Consider the following 16,187-nt stretch of genomic DNA (forward strand, 5'->3'; position numbering starts at 1 on the left):
AGCGCCGCAGGCCACACCGGCGCCGGCGGTCGCGGACCGCACCGGCGCGGGGGAGGCCCCGGGCGGCGCCCGCCGCCCGGGGCGCGCACCGCGCCGCACCGCTCCGGCGGCCCGACGCGGCCGGATCCCGGGCCCGTCACGCCGAGCGGACCGCGTCGGCGAGCCGGGCCACCCGGGCCAGCGTCGGCTCCGCGAGGAATTCGGGCGCCCGGCGGGTGAACGCCTCGGCCCCCGCGGCGCCGACGAGCGCGCTCGCCACCTCCGCGACCATGGCGATCATCGCCAGCGAATCGCCGCCCAGTTGGTGGAAGTCGGTCCCCGACCCCATCCCGTCCGGGTCGGTGCCCAGCACCCGCGCCCAGATCTTCGCGACGGCCGCCTCGGTGTCGTCCAACGGCGTCGCGTCGGCGGGCGCCTGCGCGTCGGCGAACGGATCGGGCAGCGCCGACGCGGCGACCTTCCCGTTCACGGTGCGCGGGATCTCCGCGACCACCAGCATGGCGGCGGGCACCATGTACGACGGCAGGCGTTCGAGGAGGTGCGCCGTGAGCTCCGCCACCTCGACCGGGGGGACGTCGGGCCGCAGCACGACGTAGCCGCACAGCGCCCGGTCGGTCCGGCCGGGCGGCGTCCGCGGCACGACGACCGCCGCCGCGACCGCCGGATGCGACTCCAGCGTGAACGCGATCTCCGACGGTTCGATGCGGTGCCCCCGCACCTTGACCTGGTCGTCGACGCGCCCGCAGCACTCCACCTCGCCCGACGGCAGCCGGCGCGCCAGGTCCCCGGTCCGGTAGGCGCGGGTGCCGTCGGCCAGCCGCACGAACCGCTGCCGGGTCAGGTCCGGCCGGCCCCGGTAGCCGCGGGCGAGCTGCACGCCGCCGATGTAGAGCTCACCGGTCTCGCCCGGGGCGACGAACCGGCGCTCCGCGTCGAGCAGGAACAGCGAGACGCCGTCCCGCGGCAGCCCGATGGGCACGTTCGCACCGGTGTCCTGTTCGGGGTCGAAGACGTGGTCGCTGACCCCGATGGTGGCCTCGGCCGGCCCGTAGAGGTTGATGATGCGGCAGGCGGGGCCGAACACCTCCCGGGCCCGCAGGGCGAGGGCCCGGGTGAACTGCTCCCCGATCACCATCAGCGTGCCGACCGCACCGGGCCGCAGCCCCAACCGGGTGATCAGGTCGAGGTGCGACGGTGTCAGCGCGAGCGCGGTCGCCCCGGCCTCCAACACCTCCTGCAACGACAGGTGGTCGAGCTCGTCGCGCATGAGCAGCAGCGTGCCGCCGACCAGGAACGGCAGCACGAGGGAGATCTGCGCGACGTCGAAGGAGAGCGAACACAGCAGGGGGAGCCGGGTGTCCGGGCCGATGCCGTGTTCCCGCAGCGCCCAGTCGGCGTAGTTGGTCAGGCTGCGGTGCTCGATGTCGACGCCCTTGGGCCGGCCGGTCGAGCCGGAGGTGTACACCACGTACGCCAGGTCCGACGGCGCGGGCGGCGTCGGCGGCTCGGCCGGGTCGGCCGCGTACGACAGCTCGTCCAGCACCAGCGGTTCGCAGCCCTCGGGCAGGAAGTCCCGTCCGTCGTGCGGGTGTTGGGTCAGGCACAGCGGTGCCCGGGCGTCCTGGAGCAGGTCGCGGATCCGCCCGTCCGGGTGCTTGGTGTCCATCGGCAGGTAGGCCGCGCCGGCCAGCAGCGCCCCCCAGGCCCCGGTGACCGCGGCCACCGTCCGGTCCGTGCACAACCCGACGACGGTGTCCCGGCCGATGCCGCGGGCCCGCAGCTCCGCGGCGACCACCCGCGCCCGGCGGTCGAGTTCGGCGTAGGTCACCTCGCCTTCGGGGCCGCTGATCGCCACCGCGTCGGGCCGCGAGCGCACCTGTTCGCGGAACAGGTCGACCACCGTCCGGTCCCCGGGCGCGGCAGCCCCGTCGGCCGGGGCCGGCGGCAGCAGCGTGGCCCGCTCCCGGTGGGCGGCCGGCGACAGGGACTCGCAGAGCGCGTCGAGCAGCCGTTCCGCTCCGGCCTCGGTCTCCTCGCCGGGCCACCAGGACAGGGTCAGTTCGGTGCGGCCGTCGGACTCCACGACGTTCAGGCCCAACGGGCTCGCCGGCTCGCGCGGGGCGAGCAGGTAGCTCGCGACCGGCTCGAAGGTGTCGGTGGCGAACGCGTCGGCGGACGTCTTGCCGAGGCTGTTCACGCCGGCCAGCGAGGAGAAACGGTCCGTCCGGCGCGCCTTGCGGTCCACCCCGCGCACGAGCATGCGCAGCAGCCCGAGCGGCACCTTCAGCACCTCGGGCCCCGGGGCGCGCACGGTGCCCCGGCGTTCGGACAGCACCGTCAGCAGCTGCTGCTGGGTGGCCTGCCACCCGTCCGCCGGGGTGACCTGGAGCGAGACGGTGACCGCGAAGTTGGAGGTGGAGCGCACCCCCGGGTGGTACGGCCGCAGGTCCACCGGGATGCTCACCGGCACCGTCTCCTGCCCCGACAGCCGCGCCAGTTCGGTGGCCAGCCGGGCGGCCACCGCGGGGAAGGTGCCGTCGAGCGAGCGCCGCCACCAGCGGTGGCCGCCGAACCGCGCGTCCGCCGGCACGCCCAGCAGCGACGGGAGGACGAAGTCCTGGTTCTTGGCGTCCGCCTGGGCGATCAGCGGGTCGTCCAGTTCGGCCACGGTCGTCACCGACTGCGCGCCCTCCGGTTCCTCACCGCGCAGCGCCCGGAAGACGTCCAGCGCCCACAGGCGCAGCCCGCGGGCGTCCATCACCGCGTGCGAGGCGCGGAAGACGACGGCCGGGAACTCCCCGTCGCACAGTACGACCTCGCAGTACGCGCCGTGCACCGGCAGGGGCCGCCGCAGCTCCGGGACGTCGTTGAGGGTGGTGCGGTCCAGCACGGTGCCGGTCGCGCAATGGACCGGTGGTGGCCGGCGGCTGTCGGACCAGCGGTTGCCCCGCCGGGCCAACCGGGCGCCGGGACAGGACTCCGCGGCCGTGGCGACCGCCCGGCGGAGTTCTGCGGCGTCGATCCGGCCGGCGCCCTCGACGACGAGGTTGAGCACCGGCGACAGTGCGGCGGGGAACCCCAAGTACCAGTGCTCGAAGGGGACCACGGTCCTGGCGAAGCGGTGAGTGTCCGCCATGGTGGCTGGTTCTGGCTTCATCCCCGCATCGAACTGCACCCGACACTATGCAATTCCGTAGAGGGTTCGATGCACCTCGATCGCGGATCGCGGTTCTCGGCACCGCGGTCGACGCGCTCCGGCGGGTGGTCCTCAGGCCCCGGGCACCCGCGGCACCACGATGGGGGCGGCGTCGCCGGGGGCGGTGAGGATGTCGGCGTGCACGGCGTAGAGCTCCTTGACCAGCAGGCCGTCGACAATGTCGCGGGGGGCGCCCTGCGCGATGACGCGGCCGTCCTTCATGGCGATCACGGTGTCGGCGTAGCGGGCGGCCGAGGCCAGGTCGTGCAGGACCATGACGACCGTCCGGCCGGCCGCCGCCACCGTGCGGACGAGCGAGAGCACGTCGATGACGTGGCCCAGGTCGAGGGCGCTGGTGGGTTCGTCGAGCAGGACCACCGGGGTCTGTTGGGCCAGGACCATGGCGAGCCAGCAGCGTTGGCGCTGGCCGCCGGAGAGCCGGTCCAGGCGTTCGGCGGCCAGCGCCCGGGTGCCGGTGGCCTCCAGCGCCTCGTGCACCGCGCGCTCGTCCTCGCGTGACCATTGGCGCAGCAGTCCCTGGTGGGGATGGCGGCCGTAGCGGACGAGGCCCGCGACGGTCACCGCCTCCGGGGCGCGCGGTGCCTGCGGGAGCAGGGCGACGTGCCGGGCGGCCTGACGCCGGGTCAGCTGCCACAGGTCGTGCCCGTCGGCCCGCACCGTCCCGAAGTCCGGTCGGTGGAGGCGGGCGACGGCCCGCAACAGGGTCGACTTCCCACAGCCGTTGGGGCCCACGATCGCGGTGACGCTCCCTCGGGGAACGGCGAACGAGGCGTCGTGGACCACGCGGCGGTGCGGATAGCCGACGGTGAGGCCGTCGAGGGCGAGCCCGGCGGTTGCGGTCATGGTGGTCAGACCTTTCCGGTGTTGCGGTCCGGGCGGAAGAGGACCCAGAGGAGGAAGGGGCCGCCGAGGACGCTGGTGACGACCCCGACGGGGAGTTCGACGGGGGCGGCCACCCGGGCCAACGCATCGGCCGCGGTGGTCAGGCAGGCGCCGGCCAGGGCGGAGCCGAGGACCGGGACGCGGGTGGGGCCGCTCAGCCGCTGCGCCAGGATCGGGGCGGCGAGCGCGACGAAGGAGATCGGGCCGCCGACGCCGACCGCGACGCCGGCCAGGGCCACGGCGAGTGCGAGCGCGGCGGCCCGCAGGCGGCGCAGGTCCACGCCGAGGCCGGCGGCCAGGTCGTCGTCGAAGCGCAGGAGTTGCAGCCGGTGGCCGGCGGCCAGGCACAGCGGCACCAGGAACACCAGGGCCACCAGGAGCGGGGTGCCGGCGGTGGCGTCGCGGCCGTTGAGGCTGCCGACGGCCCACAGGAAGACCCCGCCGGCGGTGTTGTCGTTCTGACGGGACATCACCAGGTCGCCCACCGCGCCGAGGAACGTGGACACGCCGATGCCGACCACCAGCACCCGGTAGCCGCGGCTGCCGGCGCCGCCCGCGCACAGCACCACCAGGGCCGCGGCGGCGATCGCGCCCAGCGGCCCGAGCCACCAGTGGCCGACCAGACCGGTGGTGGAGCCGGCCGCCGCGGCGACGACGGCCGCGGTGGCGCCGTCGTTGACGCCGACGAGGTCCGGCGTGGCGAGCCGGTTGTCGGCCAGGGTCTGGGTGAGGCAGCCGGCGATGCCGAGGGCGGCGCCGACCATGAGGCCGACCAGGACGCGCGGCAGCCGGAAGTCGCGCACGATCAGCACGGTGCCCGGGTCGCCGGTGCCCAGCAGGCCGGACACGGTCTGCGACGGGCTCATGCCGGTCGAACTCGCCGCCACGGCCACGGTGATGAGCAGCAGCGCCAGCGGTGCCAGGAGAGCGACGGCCAGCGCGCTGCGGCGGGGGAAGAGCCAGGAGAGGGTGCCGGCGCGCAGCACGGTGCTGTCGGGCGGGGTGAGCGCCGGGGCGGTGCGCGGTGGCGTCATGCCGAGGCTCCAGCGGTGGACAGGCGGGACGAGCGGGCGATCCACACCAGGAGGGGGCCGCCCACGAAGGCGAGCAGCACGCTGACCGGGGTCTCCCACGGGCGGATGACGATCCGGGCGAGGACGTCGGCGACGATCATGACGTCCGCGGCGATCAGTCCGGACAGGGCGAGTTGGGCGGTCGTGCGGGCCCCGGCGAGCGCCCGGGCGGCGTACGGCGCGAGCAGTCCGAGGAAGGCGATCGGCCCGGCGACCGCCACCGCGCAGCCGGCCAGCAGGGCGACGGCGCCGGCCACCACGAGCCGGATCGCCGCGGGGTGGTGGCCGAGCGAGCGGGCGGCGTCGTCGCCCAGGCCGAGGGCGGACAGTGGACGGGCGCAGCCGAAGGCGGTGAGCAGGCCGAGGGCGACCAGCGGGAGGAGCCGGAGCAGCGTGCCGGTCTCGACGCCGGCGAGGGAGCCGATGGTCCAGTACCGGTAGGTGTCGAAGGTCGATTGGGTGCCGAGCAGGACGTACGCGGTGAGGCCGTGGAACGTGGCGCCGAGCGCGGAGCCGGCCAGCACCAGGCGCAGCGGGGAACCGGCGGCCCGCCCGGAGCCGGCGAGCAGCAGCACCACCGCGCTCGCCGCCATCCCGCCGAGCAGCGCCCACAGCAGGAGGGCGGTGGGGGAGTCGGCGCCGAAGAAGGTCAGGGCGAGGACCACGGCGAACGCGGCACCGGAGTTGACGCCCAGCAGGCCGGTCTCGGCCAGTGGATTGCGGGTCGCGGCCTGGAGGAGGCAGCCCGAGGTGCCCAGGCAGACGCCGACCAGCACGGCGGCCAGGGTGCGCGGGAGGCGGACGTCCACGACGGCGAGCCGCAGTTGGGGGTCGGCGCGGGCATCGGGGGCGCCGACCAGGAACTCCCAGGCGCGGGCGGGCGAACTCGATCCGGTGCCGATGAGGAGGGAGGCCACCGCCAGGCCCAGCAGGAGGACGAGCAGTGCGAGCGCCGCCCGGCGCACGGGGCGGTTTCGGGGGGCGGGCGGCGCCTGGTGAGCGGAACCGTCCGCTTCCGGTTCGTCCCCTTGCGTGATTGACATATGGTTAGCCTAACCTAAGTTCGACTCTCCGCGTGGGTTGACGACCCCGGGCGAAGAACGACCCCTTTCGCCCCCACTTCTCACCCGCCAGTGCGGCGGAGTCGGCACCCTCCCGGACTCATTCCTCCTCGAACCACGGAGATCCCAGGCCATGTTGTCCCCCACCCCCCGACCCGCCCGCCGCGCCCGCCGGGCGCTCGCGGCCGGCCTCCTCGCGGCCTGCGCCCCCGCCCTGGCCGCCTGCGGCGGCACCGACGCCCCGGGCGCCAGCGACGCGGCGGCCCCCGGCGGCACCCACCGGATCACCGACGCGACCGGTGCCCGGGTCGAGGTGCCCACCGCCCCCCGACGTGTGGTGGTGCTCAGCGAGATGGACCTCGACTCGGCACTGACCCTCGGCGTCAAGCCGGTCGGCCTGACCGCCGGCCGCGGCCAGCACGGAGCCCCCGGCTACCTCGCCGAACGAGCCCGGGGCATACCCGTCGTGGGCGCGGTGACCGGCCCGGACATCGAGAAGGTGGTCCGCACCAGACCCGACGTCATCCTCGCTGGACAGACCACCGACTCCCAAGTGCTGGACCAACTGCGGAAGATCGCCCCCACCGTCCTCACCCTCGGCAAGGGCAAGGACTGGAAGCAGTCCCTCGCACTCACCGGGCAGGTCCTCGGCAAGCGCAACGAGGCCGAGAAGTTCCTCGCCGACTACCGCGCCGAGGTGTCCGCGCTCACGAAGGACCTCGGGCCGACCGCCGGGGCGGAGGTGTCCGTGGCCCGCTACTCGGCGAAGGGCACCGCCGTGATGCAGCAGGGCGTCTTCATCAGCGACGTGCTGAAGGACCTCGGCTTCACCCGGCCCGGCGTCCAGAACCAGAAGGGCGAGGGGCACTCGACCCCGATCAGCGACGAGAACCTCCACGAGATCGACGGCGACTGGCTGTTCATCGGCACTCTCGCCACCGGCGGCCCCGACGCCGGCCTGTTGGACAAGCTCGCGGCGAAGCCGGCCTACCGGCAGCTGAAGGCGGTCCGCGGCCACCACGCGACCACCGTCGACGGCTCCAAGTGGACGAGCCAGGGCGGCGCCCAGGCGGCCGTCTCGGTGCTCGGCGACATCCGGAAGGCCATGGTCAAGTGAGCCCCGACACCGAATTCCGCGGACGCCTCGCGCTGGTGACGGGCGCCGCCCGGGGCATCGGCGCGGCGGTCACCCGGGCGCTCGTCGCCCGCGGTGCCCACGTCGTCGCCACCGACCGGGACGCCCAGGGCCTGGACCGGCTCGCCGCGGACCACCCCGATCACCCCGACCGCCTCACCGTCCGCCCCCTCGACGTCACCGACCCGGAGGCCGTCGAGGCGCTCGTCGCGGACGTCGAGCGGACCGTCGGGCCCCTGGACGTCGCCGTCAACGTCGCCGGGATCCTGCGCAGTTCACCGGTGACCGCACTGCGGGACGAGGACTGGGCGGCCACCTTCGCGGTCAACACCAACGGGGTGCTGCACGTCTCGCGCGCCGCCGCCCGACGCATGGTCGAACGCGGCACCGGCAGCATCGTCACCGTCGCCTCCAACGCCGCGGGCATCCCCCGCACGGGCATGGCGGCCTACGCCGCGTCGAAGGCCGCCGCCGTGATGTTCACCAAGTGCCTGGGCCTGGAAGTGGCCGCGCGGGGCGTGCGCTGCAACACCGTCTCGCCCGGCTCGACCGACACCGACATGCAACGCGCCCTGTGGGCCGAAGCCGGCAGCACGGACCGCGACGCCGCCGCCCGCCGGGTCATCGAGGGCGACCTCGCGGCGCACCGTACCGGCATCCCGCTCGGCCGGATCGCCGCCCCGGACGACGTCGCCGAGGCGGTCCTCTTCCTCGCCTCCGACCGCGCCCGGCACATCACCCTGCACGACCTCTACGTCGACGGCGGCGCGACGCTGCGCGCCTGACCCACCACCCCCGCACCGAGGCACCCCCGCACCCCACCCGCTGCACACCTCCCTGGAGACCGCCATGTCCACCACGCTCTTCGAACCAGCCGCCCCCCTCGCCGCACCCGACGTCCACCCGCTGCCGGTCCCGGGCGCGGCCACCGCACTCCTCGACGACTACCGCGGCGGCCCGGACCGCTTCCTCGCCACCCCGCACCGCACCCTGCTGGCCCGCGGCACGGCCGAGGAAGTCCCGCACGACGACAGACCGTTGGCCCGGCGGGTCGGCGAGCTGCTCTCCGCACGCAGACGCACCGGTGACCCGGCGCCGATCGTCGTCGGCTCGGTGCCCTTCGCGCCGGACGCGCCCGCAGCCCTGGCCGTCCCCGAGACCGTGCAGTGGGCGCCGCCCCTGCGGGAGGACCCGCTGACCGCCCTGCCCGCACCGCCCGCCGAGGACCTGGCCTGGCAGCTGGCGGAGGTCCCGTCGGCCGGGGCCTTCGGCGCGGCCGTCGCCGCCGCGGTGGCCCGCCTGCGCAACGGCGAACTGGACAAGGTGGTCCTGGCCCGCACCCTGGAACTGACCGGCGCCCGCGAACCGGACCTCCCCGCCATGCTGAACCGCCTGGCCCGCCGCGACCCCGCCGGCTACACCTTCGCGGTGCCCAGCGGCCCCGGCCGCACCCTCCTCGGCGCCAGCCCCGAACTGCTGGTCTCCCGCTCCGCCGGGCACCTGGTCGCCAATCCGCTCGCCGGCTCCGCGCCGCGCAGCGCCGACCTGGCCGAGGACGTCCGGCGGGCCGCGGCGCTCCTCGACTCCGCCAAGGACCTGCACGAACACGCCGTCGTCGTCGACGCGGTGCGGTCGGCACTGGCCCCCTTCTGCGCCCACCTGGACGTGCCCGACCGCCCGACGCTGGTGCGCACCGCCACCATGTGGCACCTCTCGACGACCGTCACCGGCACCCTCGCCGACCCGACCGCCACCGCCCTGGAACTGGCGTCCGCGCTGCACCCCACCCCCGCGGTGTGCGGCACCCCGACCGCGACCGCCCGGCAGGTCATCGCCGCGTCCGAACCGTTCGCGCGCGGCCCCTACACCGGCATGGTCGGCTGGCAGGACGCGGACGGCGACGGCGAGTGGGTGGTGACGATCCGCTGCGCCGAGGCCCACGGCCGGACGCTGCGGCTGTTCGCCGGCGCCGGGGTCGTGGCCGACTCCACACCGGAGGCCGAGACCGCCGAGACCGCCGCCAAGTTCCGCACCTTCCTCACCGCCGTGGGAGCCGCCCGATGACCGCCCCCCGCTTCCCCGCCACCACCCCCGGACTCCACGCCCCCACCTGGCCGCTGCGGTTCGCCCAGCGCTACCGCGCGGCCGGCCACTGGCGCGGGGAGACCTTCGGCGGGATGCTGCGCGACCGCGCCGCCGCCCACCCGGACCGCACGGCCCTGGTCGATCCCGCGCCCACCCGCCGCACCTGGACCTACCGCGAACTCGACGAGCGCGCCGACCGGCTCGCGGCCGGCTTCCTGGCCCGCGGCATCGGCAAGGGCGACCGGGTCGTGCTGCAACTGCCCAACGTCGGCGAGTTCGTCGAAGTGGTCTTCGCCCTCTTCCGGATCGGGGCGCTGCCGGTCTACGCCCTCCCCGCGCACCGCGACACGGAGATCGGCTACTTCTGCTCGTTCACCGAGGCCACCGCGTACGTCGTGCCCGACGTGCACGCCGGCTTCGACCACCGCGTCCTCGCCTCGAAGGTCCGGGCCCGCACCCCGAGCCTGCGCCACGTCTTCGTGGTCGGCGACCCGGGCGAGCACACCGCGCTGAGCGACGTCCCGTGCGACCCCACCGCCCCGCTCACCGGCCCGGAACCGCACGAGATCGCCTTCCTCCAGCTGTCCGGCGGCACCACCGGCGTGCCCAAACTCATCCCGCGCACCCACGACGACTACCTCTACTCCCTGCGCGGATCCAACGAGATCTGCGGCGTCGACGAGGACACCCGCTTCCTGGTCGTGCTGCCCGCCGCCCACAACTTCCCGATGAGTTCACCGGGTTGGCTCGGCGCGCTGTACGCCGGCGGCTCCGCCGTGCTGTGCCCCGAGCCCGCGCCGCAGACCGCGTTCCCGCTGATCGAACGGGAGCGGATCACCATGACCGGCCTGGTGCCGCCCCTCGCACTGGTCTGGACGCAGGCCGCGACCGAGCACCCGCACGACCTGTCGAGCCTGGACGTGGTGCTCGTCGGCGGCGCCAAGTTCAGCACCGAGGCGGCCCGCCGGCTCGCCCCCGCCCTGGGCTGCCGCCTCCAGCAGGTCTTCGGCATGGCCGAGGGCCTGGTCAACTACACCCGCCTGGACGACGACCCGGAGACCGTCGTCACCACGCAGGGCCGACCGATCTCCCCCGACGACGAGGTCCGCATCGTCGACGACGCCGACCGCGACGTCCCCGAAGGCGCCTTCGGGCACCTGCTCACCCGCGGTCCCTACACCATCCGCGGCTACTGGCGCGCCCCGGAGCACAACGCCACGGCCTTCACCGACGACGGCTTCTACCGCACCGGGGACATCGTGCGCCGCACCCCCACCGGACACCTCGTCGTCGAGGGGCGGGCCAAGGACCAGATCAACCGGGGCGGCGAGAAGATCGCGCCCGAGGAGGTCGAGAACATCGTGCTGGGCCACCCGGCCGTGCACGACGTCTCCGTCATCGCCGTCGCCGACCCCTTCCTCGGCGAACGCACCCTGGCCTACGTCATCCTGCGGGCCGACGCCGCACCGCTCCGACCGGCCGACCTCAAGCGCTACGTCCGCGAGCGCGGCGTCGCCGCCTACAAGGTCCCCGACCGCGTCGCGTTCGTCGACGCCTTCCCGCAGACCGGCATCGGCAAGGTCAGCAAGCAGGGGTTGCGGAGCACCGCGGCCACCGCCGAGCAGCACTGAAAGGCCCACCCCCCATGGCACTTCCCGCCATCGCCCCCTACCCCCTGCCCACCCCGGACGAACTGCCCGCCAACCGCGTGGCGTGGACCGTGGACCCCGCGCGCGCCGTGCTGCTCGTGCACGACCTCCAACAGCACTTCCTGGGCGCGTTCGCCGCCGGCCGGCAGCCGGTGACCGGCCTGCTCGCCAACAGCGCGCGCCTGCTGCGCCAGTGCCGCCGACTCGGCGTGCCCGTGGTGTACTCCGCCCAGCGGGGCGGCCAGACACCCGAGGAGCGCGGCCTCCAACTCGACTTCTGGGGGCCGGGCGTCGCGGACGACCCGGCGGCGCTGGCCATGCCCCCGGAGGTGGCCCCCGAACCCGGGGACACCGTGCTGACCAAGTGGAAGTACAGCGCCTTCGTCCGCACCGAACTCGACCGGCTGCTAAGCGAGTCGGGACGCGACCAACTCGTGATCGTCGGGGTGTACGCCCACATCGGCGTGCTGATGACCGCCTGCGACGCGTGGATGCGGGACGTCCAGGCGTTCGTGGTCGCCGACGCCGTCGCCGACTTCTCCCGCGACGACCACGACCTGGCCCTGCGCTGGGCAGCCGGCCGCTGCGCGGTCGTCACCACCACCGACACCGTCTTCACGGAGGCATGAACCGATGGCACTGACCGTGGCACAGATCCGCACCGACGTCGCCGACGTCCTCGGCGAGGACCCGGCCGACCTCCCGCTCGACGAGAACCTGCTGGACTACGGGTTGGACTCGATCCGCATCATGACGCTGGTGGAGCGCTGGCGCCGCGCACACGGGACCGGCGCCGGCTTCGTCGAGCTCGCCGAACGCCCGACGATCGCCGACTGGGCGCCGCTGCTGGGGGCCCGGACGTGACCGCACTCCGCACCGGCGACCCGACCCCGGCCGCACCCCCCGGCCCGCCCGTCAGCGCGGGCGCGAGCGCACTGCCGTTGACCGCGGCGCAGTGCGGGATGTGGTACGCACAGGCCCTCGACCCGCTCAGCCCGGCGCAGAACACCGCGGAATGCCTGGAGATCGACGGGCCGCTCGACCCCGAGCTGTTCGCCCGCGCCCTGCGGCAGGTCGTCTTCGAGGCCGACGCCCTGCGGGTGCGCGTCGCGGACACCCCCGACGGCCCGCGCCAGTACGTCTGCGACGATCCCGCCCCGCCCCTGACCGTCCGCGACCTGAGCCGCGCACCGGACCCCGTCGCGGCCGCCGAGCGATGGCTGCGCGACGACCTCGACGTGCCCTTCGACCTGGCCGCCGGGCCGCCGTTCCGGCACGCCCTGCTGCGGATCGGCCCCGCGCGCTGGCTGTGGTACCAGTGCGTCCACCACCTGGTCATGGACGGTTTCGGGCACTCCCTGCTGGTCCGTCGGGCCGCGGAGGTCTACTCCGCGCTGGCCCGGGGCGCCGAGCCGGGACCGCGCCCCTTCGGACCGCTGGCCGACCTGGTCGCCGAGGACGCCGCGTACCGCGCCTCGGCGGACTTCGCCGCCGACCGCGACCACTGGTCGACGGCGTTCGCCGACCGCCCGGCCGCGCCGCGGCTCGCCGGCCGGAGCGCGCTGCCGGGCCGCACGTTCCGCCGCCGCACCGGCCACCTCGCCCCCGAGACCGTCGCCCGCCTGCGCGAGCTGTCCGACCGGCTGCGCGCCACCTGGCCGGACGTCCTGATCGCCGCGCAGGCCCTCTACACCGCCCGGGCCACCGCCGGCGGCGAGGTCGTGCTGGGCCTGCCGATGATGGGGCGCATGGGGTCGGCCGCGCTGCGGGTGCCCGCGATGGTGATGAACGTGCTGCCGCTGCGCCTGACCGTCCCGCCCGGGGCGACGTTCGCGCAGCTGGTCCGCCAGGTGGTGCTCGGCATCCGCGGGATCCGCCGCCACCAGCGCTACCGCTACGAGGACATCCGCCGCGACCTGGGCCTGCTCGGTCCGACCAAGGCACTGGTCGGACCGCTCGTCAACGTCATGCCGTTCGACTACGACGTGGACTTCGCCGGCGCCCCGGCCAGGACCCGCAACCTGTCGGCCGGACCGGTCGACGACCTCACGGTCAACGTCTACGACCGCGCCGACGGCCGCGGGCTGCGCATCGACCACGACGGCAACCCGGCGCTCTACACCGACGCCGACCTCGCCGCCCACCAGGACCGCTTCCTGCACCTGCTGCACCGCCTCGCCGACCACGACCCGGACGCCCCGCTCGCCGACCACGGCATCGCCACCCCGGCCGAACACGCCCTGGTCACCGAGGAGTTCAACCGGACCGACCGGCCGCTGCCCCCGACGACGCTGATCGGCCCCATCGAGGCGCGCGCCGCCCGCACCCCCGACGCCACCGCCGTGGTGCACGGCACCCGCACGCTCACCTACGCCCAACTCAGCGCCCGCGCCAACCGGCTCGCCCGGCACCTCCAGTCGCTCGGCGCCCGCCCCGGCGCGGTGGTCGCGGTCTCCGTGCCGCGCTCGCTGGACCTGGTCGTCGCCCTGCTGGCCGTCCTGAAGAGCGGCGCCGCCTACCTGCCGCTCGACCCCGACTACCCGGCCGAGCGGCTCGGCTACATGCTCGACGACGCCGCGCCCGTGTGCGCCGTCACCGACCGCCCGGACCGGCTCCCCGAGCGCCCCGGCGTGCCGGGCGTCGTCCTGGACGGACTGGACCTGACCGGCTACCTGACGATCAATCCGGGGCGTCCGCTCACCCCGGCGCACCCCGCGTACGTCATCTACACCTCCGGCTCCACCGGCCGCCCCAAGGGCGTCGTCGTTCCGCACGGGGCGATCGACAACCGGCTCCGCTGGATGCAACACACCTACCCGCTGAACGCCGCGGACCGGGTGCTCCAGAAGACCCCCTCGTCGTTCGACGTGTCGGTGTGGGAGTTCTTCTGGCCGCTGCGCGAGGGCGCCGCCCTGGTCCTCGCCGACCCCGGCGGCCACAAGGACCCCGCCCACCTGGCCCGGGTGATCCGCGAACAGGCCGTCACCACCTGCCACTTCGTGCCGTCGATGCTCCAGGTCTTCCTCGCCGCCACCGAGGCGGCCGACTGCGCCGGGCTGCGCCGGGTGTTCTGCAGCGGCGAGGCGCTGGCGCGAGAGGCCGTCCAGGAATGCGCCCGGACCCTGCCGGGCGTCGAACTGCACAACCTCTACGGACCCACCGAGGCCGCCGTCGACGTCACCCACCACGCCTGCGACCCCGCCGAGGGCGGACCGGTCCCCATCGGCCGGCCGGTGTGGAACACCCGCCTGTACGTCCTGGACGCGGCGCTCCAACCGTGTCCGCCGGGCGTCCCCGGCGAGCTGTACCTGGCCGGCCGGCAGCTCGCCGACGGCTATCTGCACCGCCCCGAGCTGACGGCGACCCGCTTCGTCGCGGACCCCTTCGGCCCGCCCGGCAGCCGGATGTACCGCACCGGAGACCTGGCGCGCTGGACGGCGGACGGTGCCGTGGAGTACCTCGGACGCACCGACCACCAGGTCAAGCTGCGCGGTCAGCGGATCGAACTCGGTGAGGTCGAGGCGGCGTTGGCGGCCCTCGACGGCGTCCACGGCGCCTGTGCCGTGGTGCGCACCGACGGCCCGGGCGGAGCGCACCTGGTCGGCTACGTGACCGGGGACGCGGAGCCCGCCTCGGTGCGCGCCGCGCTGTCCCGCACGCTGCCCGAGCACCTGGTGCCGTCCGCCGTGGTCGCCCTGGACGCGTTCCCGCTCAGCCCCAACGGGAAGCTGGAGCGCCGGGACCTGCCCGCCCCGGTCTACGCCGGCGCCGGCAGCCGGCCGCCCGCCTCGGCCCGCGAGGCCGCGCTCACCCGGCTGTTCACCGAGGTCCTCGGCGCGGCCCGGGTCGGCCCGGACGACGCGTTCTTCGACCTGGGCGGCACCTCGCTGCTGGCGGTGCGACTGGTGGCCCGCATCACGGCGGAGCTGGGCGCGGACCTCACCATCGGCACGCTCTTCGAGGCACCGACCCCGGCCGCGCTCGCCGCCCGCCTGGCCGGACCCGGGGCCGCGGCCGGCGACGCCCTCGGGGTGCTGCTGCCGCTGCGGACGGGCGGTACCCGCCCGCCGCTGTTCGCCTTCCACCCCGCCGGCGGACTGTCCTGGTGCTACGCCGGCCTGTCCGCCCGCCTCGACCCGGAGCAGCCCTGTTACGGCCTCCAGGTGCGGGGCCTGACGGGCGACGCGCCGACGCCGGACTCGCTTCAGGAGCAGGCCGCGGAGTACGTCCGGCAGCTGCGCGCGGTGCGGCCGCACGGTCCGTACCGCCTGCTGGGCTGGTCGGTGGGCGGCGTCCTGGCGCACGCCGCCGCGGTCCTGCTGCAGGAGGCGGGCGAGGAGGTCGAACTGCTGGCGCTGCTGGACGCGTTCCCCGCGGAGCAGTGGCGGGAGCGCCCCGCGCCGGAGGAGGGCGACGCACTGACCGCGGTGCTGCGGATGGCCGGCCACGACCGCACTCACGAGCGCACCCGGCAGGACGTGCTGGCCACCCTCCGCACCGCGGGCAGTCCGCTGGCCGGGCTGCCGGAGCGGGCCCTGACGCGGATCGTCGACGTGGTGCCGCACCACGCCCGCCTGATGCGCGAGCACCGGCACCGCACCTACCGCGGCGACCTGCTGTTCTTCACCGCCGCCGCACCCCGCGCCGAGGACTGGCTGACCTGCACGGCCTGGCGCCCGCACGTGAGCGGCACGGTCACCAACACCGACCTGCCGTGCACCCACCCCCAACTGATGCAGGACCGCTGGCTGGACGAGATCGCCGCCGTCCTGACGGCCCGTCTGAAGGAGCTCGACGCATGACCGCACCAGGACGCCGCACCGATCCGGGTGGTCCCTCCGATCCGGGTGGTCCCTCCGATCCGGGCGGTCCCTTCGATCCGGGACCCGCGGGCGCGGACACCCATCTGGTGCTGGAGGACGGGGCCGGTCGGCGCTCGCTGTGGCCCCTGTGGCGGGCCGTTCCGGCGGGCTGGCGCCGGGAGTTCGGGCCGGCGCCGCACGCCGCCTGCCTCGACCGGGTCCGGTCCGGGCCGGTTCCCTCCTGAGCGTCCGGCCGCTCGACCGGCCGGACGGCCGGGGGGGG

12 protein-coding genes are annotated in these 16,187 nt (G+C 75.3%); 8 read left to right on the forward strand and 4 right to left on the reverse strand.

All coding sequences use genetic code 11. From position 1 onward, the window contains the following. Nucleotides 1–136: 136 nt before the first annotated feature. The 4 genes from ACJ6WD_RS35845 to ACJ6WD_RS35860 form a co-directional block, all read right to left on the reverse strand. Nucleotides 137–3,157, reverse strand: a complete 3,021-nt coding sequence (locus ACJ6WD_RS35845; protein WP_376555469.1) for a non-ribosomal peptide synthetase — start codon at nucleotides 3,155–3,157, stop codon at nucleotides 137–139. A gap of 111 nt (nucleotides 3,158–3,268) precedes the next feature. Beyond that, nucleotides 3,269–4,060 (reverse strand): ABC transporter ATP-binding protein, encoded by a 792-nt coding sequence (locus ACJ6WD_RS35850; RefSeq protein ID WP_407617334.1) that lies wholly within the window; start codon nucleotides 4,058–4,060, stop codon nucleotides 3,269–3,271. A gap of 5 nt (nucleotides 4,061–4,065) precedes the next feature. Then, nucleotides 4,066–5,133, reverse strand: a complete 1,068-nt coding sequence (locus ACJ6WD_RS35855) for a FecCD family ABC transporter permease (RefSeq protein ID WP_376555475.1) — start codon at nucleotides 5,131–5,133, stop codon at nucleotides 4,066–4,068. Further along, a complete protein-coding gene (locus ACJ6WD_RS35860; protein ID WP_233660701.1) occupies nucleotides 5,130–6,215 on the reverse strand; it encodes an iron ABC transporter permease in 1,086 nt (361 codons plus the stop codon). The genes ACJ6WD_RS35855 and ACJ6WD_RS35860 overlap by 4 nt, the downstream gene beginning before the upstream one ends. Before the next feature lie 151 nt (nucleotides 6,216–6,366). On the opposite strand from ACJ6WD_RS35860, the gene ACJ6WD_RS35865 reads away from it, so the two are divergent. The 8 genes from ACJ6WD_RS35865 to ACJ6WD_RS35900 all read left to right on the forward strand — a co-directional run bounded on the left by ACJ6WD_RS35865 (nucleotide 6,367) and on the right by ACJ6WD_RS35900 (nucleotide 16,149). After that, nucleotides 6,367–7,350 (forward strand): ABC transporter substrate-binding protein, encoded by a 984-nt coding sequence (locus tag ACJ6WD_RS35865; protein WP_376444720.1) that lies wholly within the window; start codon nucleotides 6,367–6,369, stop codon nucleotides 7,348–7,350. Beyond that, the gene (locus tag ACJ6WD_RS35870; RefSeq protein WP_233660699.1) at nucleotides 7,347–8,153 is read left to right on the forward strand and encodes a 2,3-dihydro-2,3-dihydroxybenzoate dehydrogenase; all 807 of its coding nucleotides are present in this window, start codon (nucleotides 7,347–7,349) and stop codon (nucleotides 8,151–8,153) included. Before ACJ6WD_RS35865 ends, ACJ6WD_RS35870 begins: the two co-directional genes overlap by 4 nt. 64 nt (nucleotides 8,154–8,217) lie before the next feature. Continuing rightward, on the forward strand, nucleotides 8,218–9,432 hold the full coding sequence (locus ACJ6WD_RS35875) for an isochorismate synthase (RefSeq protein ID WP_407617335.1): 1,215 nt from the start codon (nucleotides 8,218–8,220) through the stop codon (nucleotides 9,430–9,432). Next, on the forward strand, nucleotides 9,429–11,084 hold the full coding sequence (locus tag ACJ6WD_RS35880) for a (2,3-dihydroxybenzoyl)adenylate synthase (protein ID WP_233660697.1): 1,656 nt from the start codon (nucleotides 9,429–9,431) through the stop codon (nucleotides 11,082–11,084). Before ACJ6WD_RS35875 ends, ACJ6WD_RS35880 begins: the two co-directional genes overlap by 4 nt. Before the next feature lie 14 nt (nucleotides 11,085–11,098). After that, nucleotides 11,099–11,731 carry an isochorismatase family protein gene (locus ACJ6WD_RS35885; protein WP_407617336.1) on the forward strand — a complete coding sequence of 211 codons (633 nt, stop codon included), beginning with the start codon at nucleotides 11,099–11,101 and terminating at the stop codon, nucleotides 11,729–11,731. Nucleotides 11,732–11,735: 4 nt separating this feature from the next. Beyond that, nucleotides 11,736–11,966 (forward strand): phosphopantetheine-binding protein, encoded by a 231-nt coding sequence (locus ACJ6WD_RS35890; protein ID WP_233660695.1) that lies wholly within the window; start codon nucleotides 11,736–11,738, stop codon nucleotides 11,964–11,966. Further along, nucleotides 11,963–15,904 carry an amino acid adenylation domain-containing protein gene (locus tag ACJ6WD_RS35895; protein WP_407617337.1) on the forward strand — a complete coding sequence of 1,314 codons (3,942 nt, stop codon included), beginning with the start codon at nucleotides 11,963–11,965 and terminating at the stop codon, nucleotides 15,902–15,904. Before ACJ6WD_RS35890 ends, ACJ6WD_RS35895 begins: the two co-directional genes overlap by 4 nt. After that, the gene (locus tag ACJ6WD_RS35900) at nucleotides 15,901–16,149 is read left to right on the forward strand and encodes an MbtH family NRPS accessory protein (protein WP_233660694.1); all 249 of its coding nucleotides are present in this window, start codon (nucleotides 15,901–15,903) and stop codon (nucleotides 16,147–16,149) included. Before ACJ6WD_RS35895 ends, ACJ6WD_RS35900 begins: the two co-directional genes overlap by 4 nt. The last annotated feature ends 38 nt before the right edge of the window (nucleotides 16,150–16,187 follow it).

It is taken from the genome of Streptomyces sp. VTCC 41912 (genome assembly GCF_045799175.1).
Taxonomy (GTDB): domain Bacteria; phylum Actinomycetota; class Actinomycetes; order Streptomycetales; family Streptomycetaceae; genus Streptomyces; species Streptomyces albulus_C.

Excerpts from the sequence above, each read along its gene's own strand:
- ACJ6WD_RS35845 (WP_376555469.1), bottom strand. The coding sequence starts at position 3,157 with ATGAAGCCAGAACCAGCCACCATGGCGGACACTCACCGCTTCGCCAGG.
- ACJ6WD_RS35850 (WP_407617334.1), bottom strand. The coding sequence starts at position 4,060 with ATGACCGCAACCGCCGGGCTCGCCCTCGACGGCCTCACCGTCGGCTAT.
- ACJ6WD_RS35855 (WP_376555475.1), bottom strand. The coding sequence starts at position 5,133 with ATGACGCCACCGCGCACCGCCCCGGCGCTCACCCCGCCCGACAGCACC.
- ACJ6WD_RS35860 (WP_233660701.1), bottom strand. The coding sequence starts at position 6,215 with ATGTCAATCACGCAAGGGGACGAACCGGAAGCGGACGGTTCCGCTCAC.
- ACJ6WD_RS35865 (WP_376444720.1), top strand. The coding sequence starts at position 6,367 with ATGTTGTCCCCCACCCCCCGACCCGCCCGCCGCGCCCGCCGGGCGCTC.
- ACJ6WD_RS35875 (WP_407617335.1), top strand. The coding sequence starts at position 8,218 with ATGTCCACCACGCTCTTCGAACCAGCCGCCCCCCTCGCCGCACCCGAC.
- ACJ6WD_RS35880 (WP_233660697.1), top strand. The coding sequence starts at position 9,429 with ATGACCGCCCCCCGCTTCCCCGCCACCACCCCCGGACTCCACGCCCCC.
- ACJ6WD_RS35885 (WP_407617336.1), top strand. The coding sequence starts at position 11,099 with ATGGCACTTCCCGCCATCGCCCCCTACCCCCTGCCCACCCCGGACGAA.
- ACJ6WD_RS35890 (WP_233660695.1), top strand. The coding sequence starts at position 11,736 with ATGGCACTGACCGTGGCACAGATCCGCACCGACGTCGCCGACGTCCTC.
- ACJ6WD_RS35900 (WP_233660694.1), top strand. The coding sequence starts at position 15,901 with ATGACCGCACCAGGACGCCGCACCGATCCGGGTGGTCCCTCCGATCCG.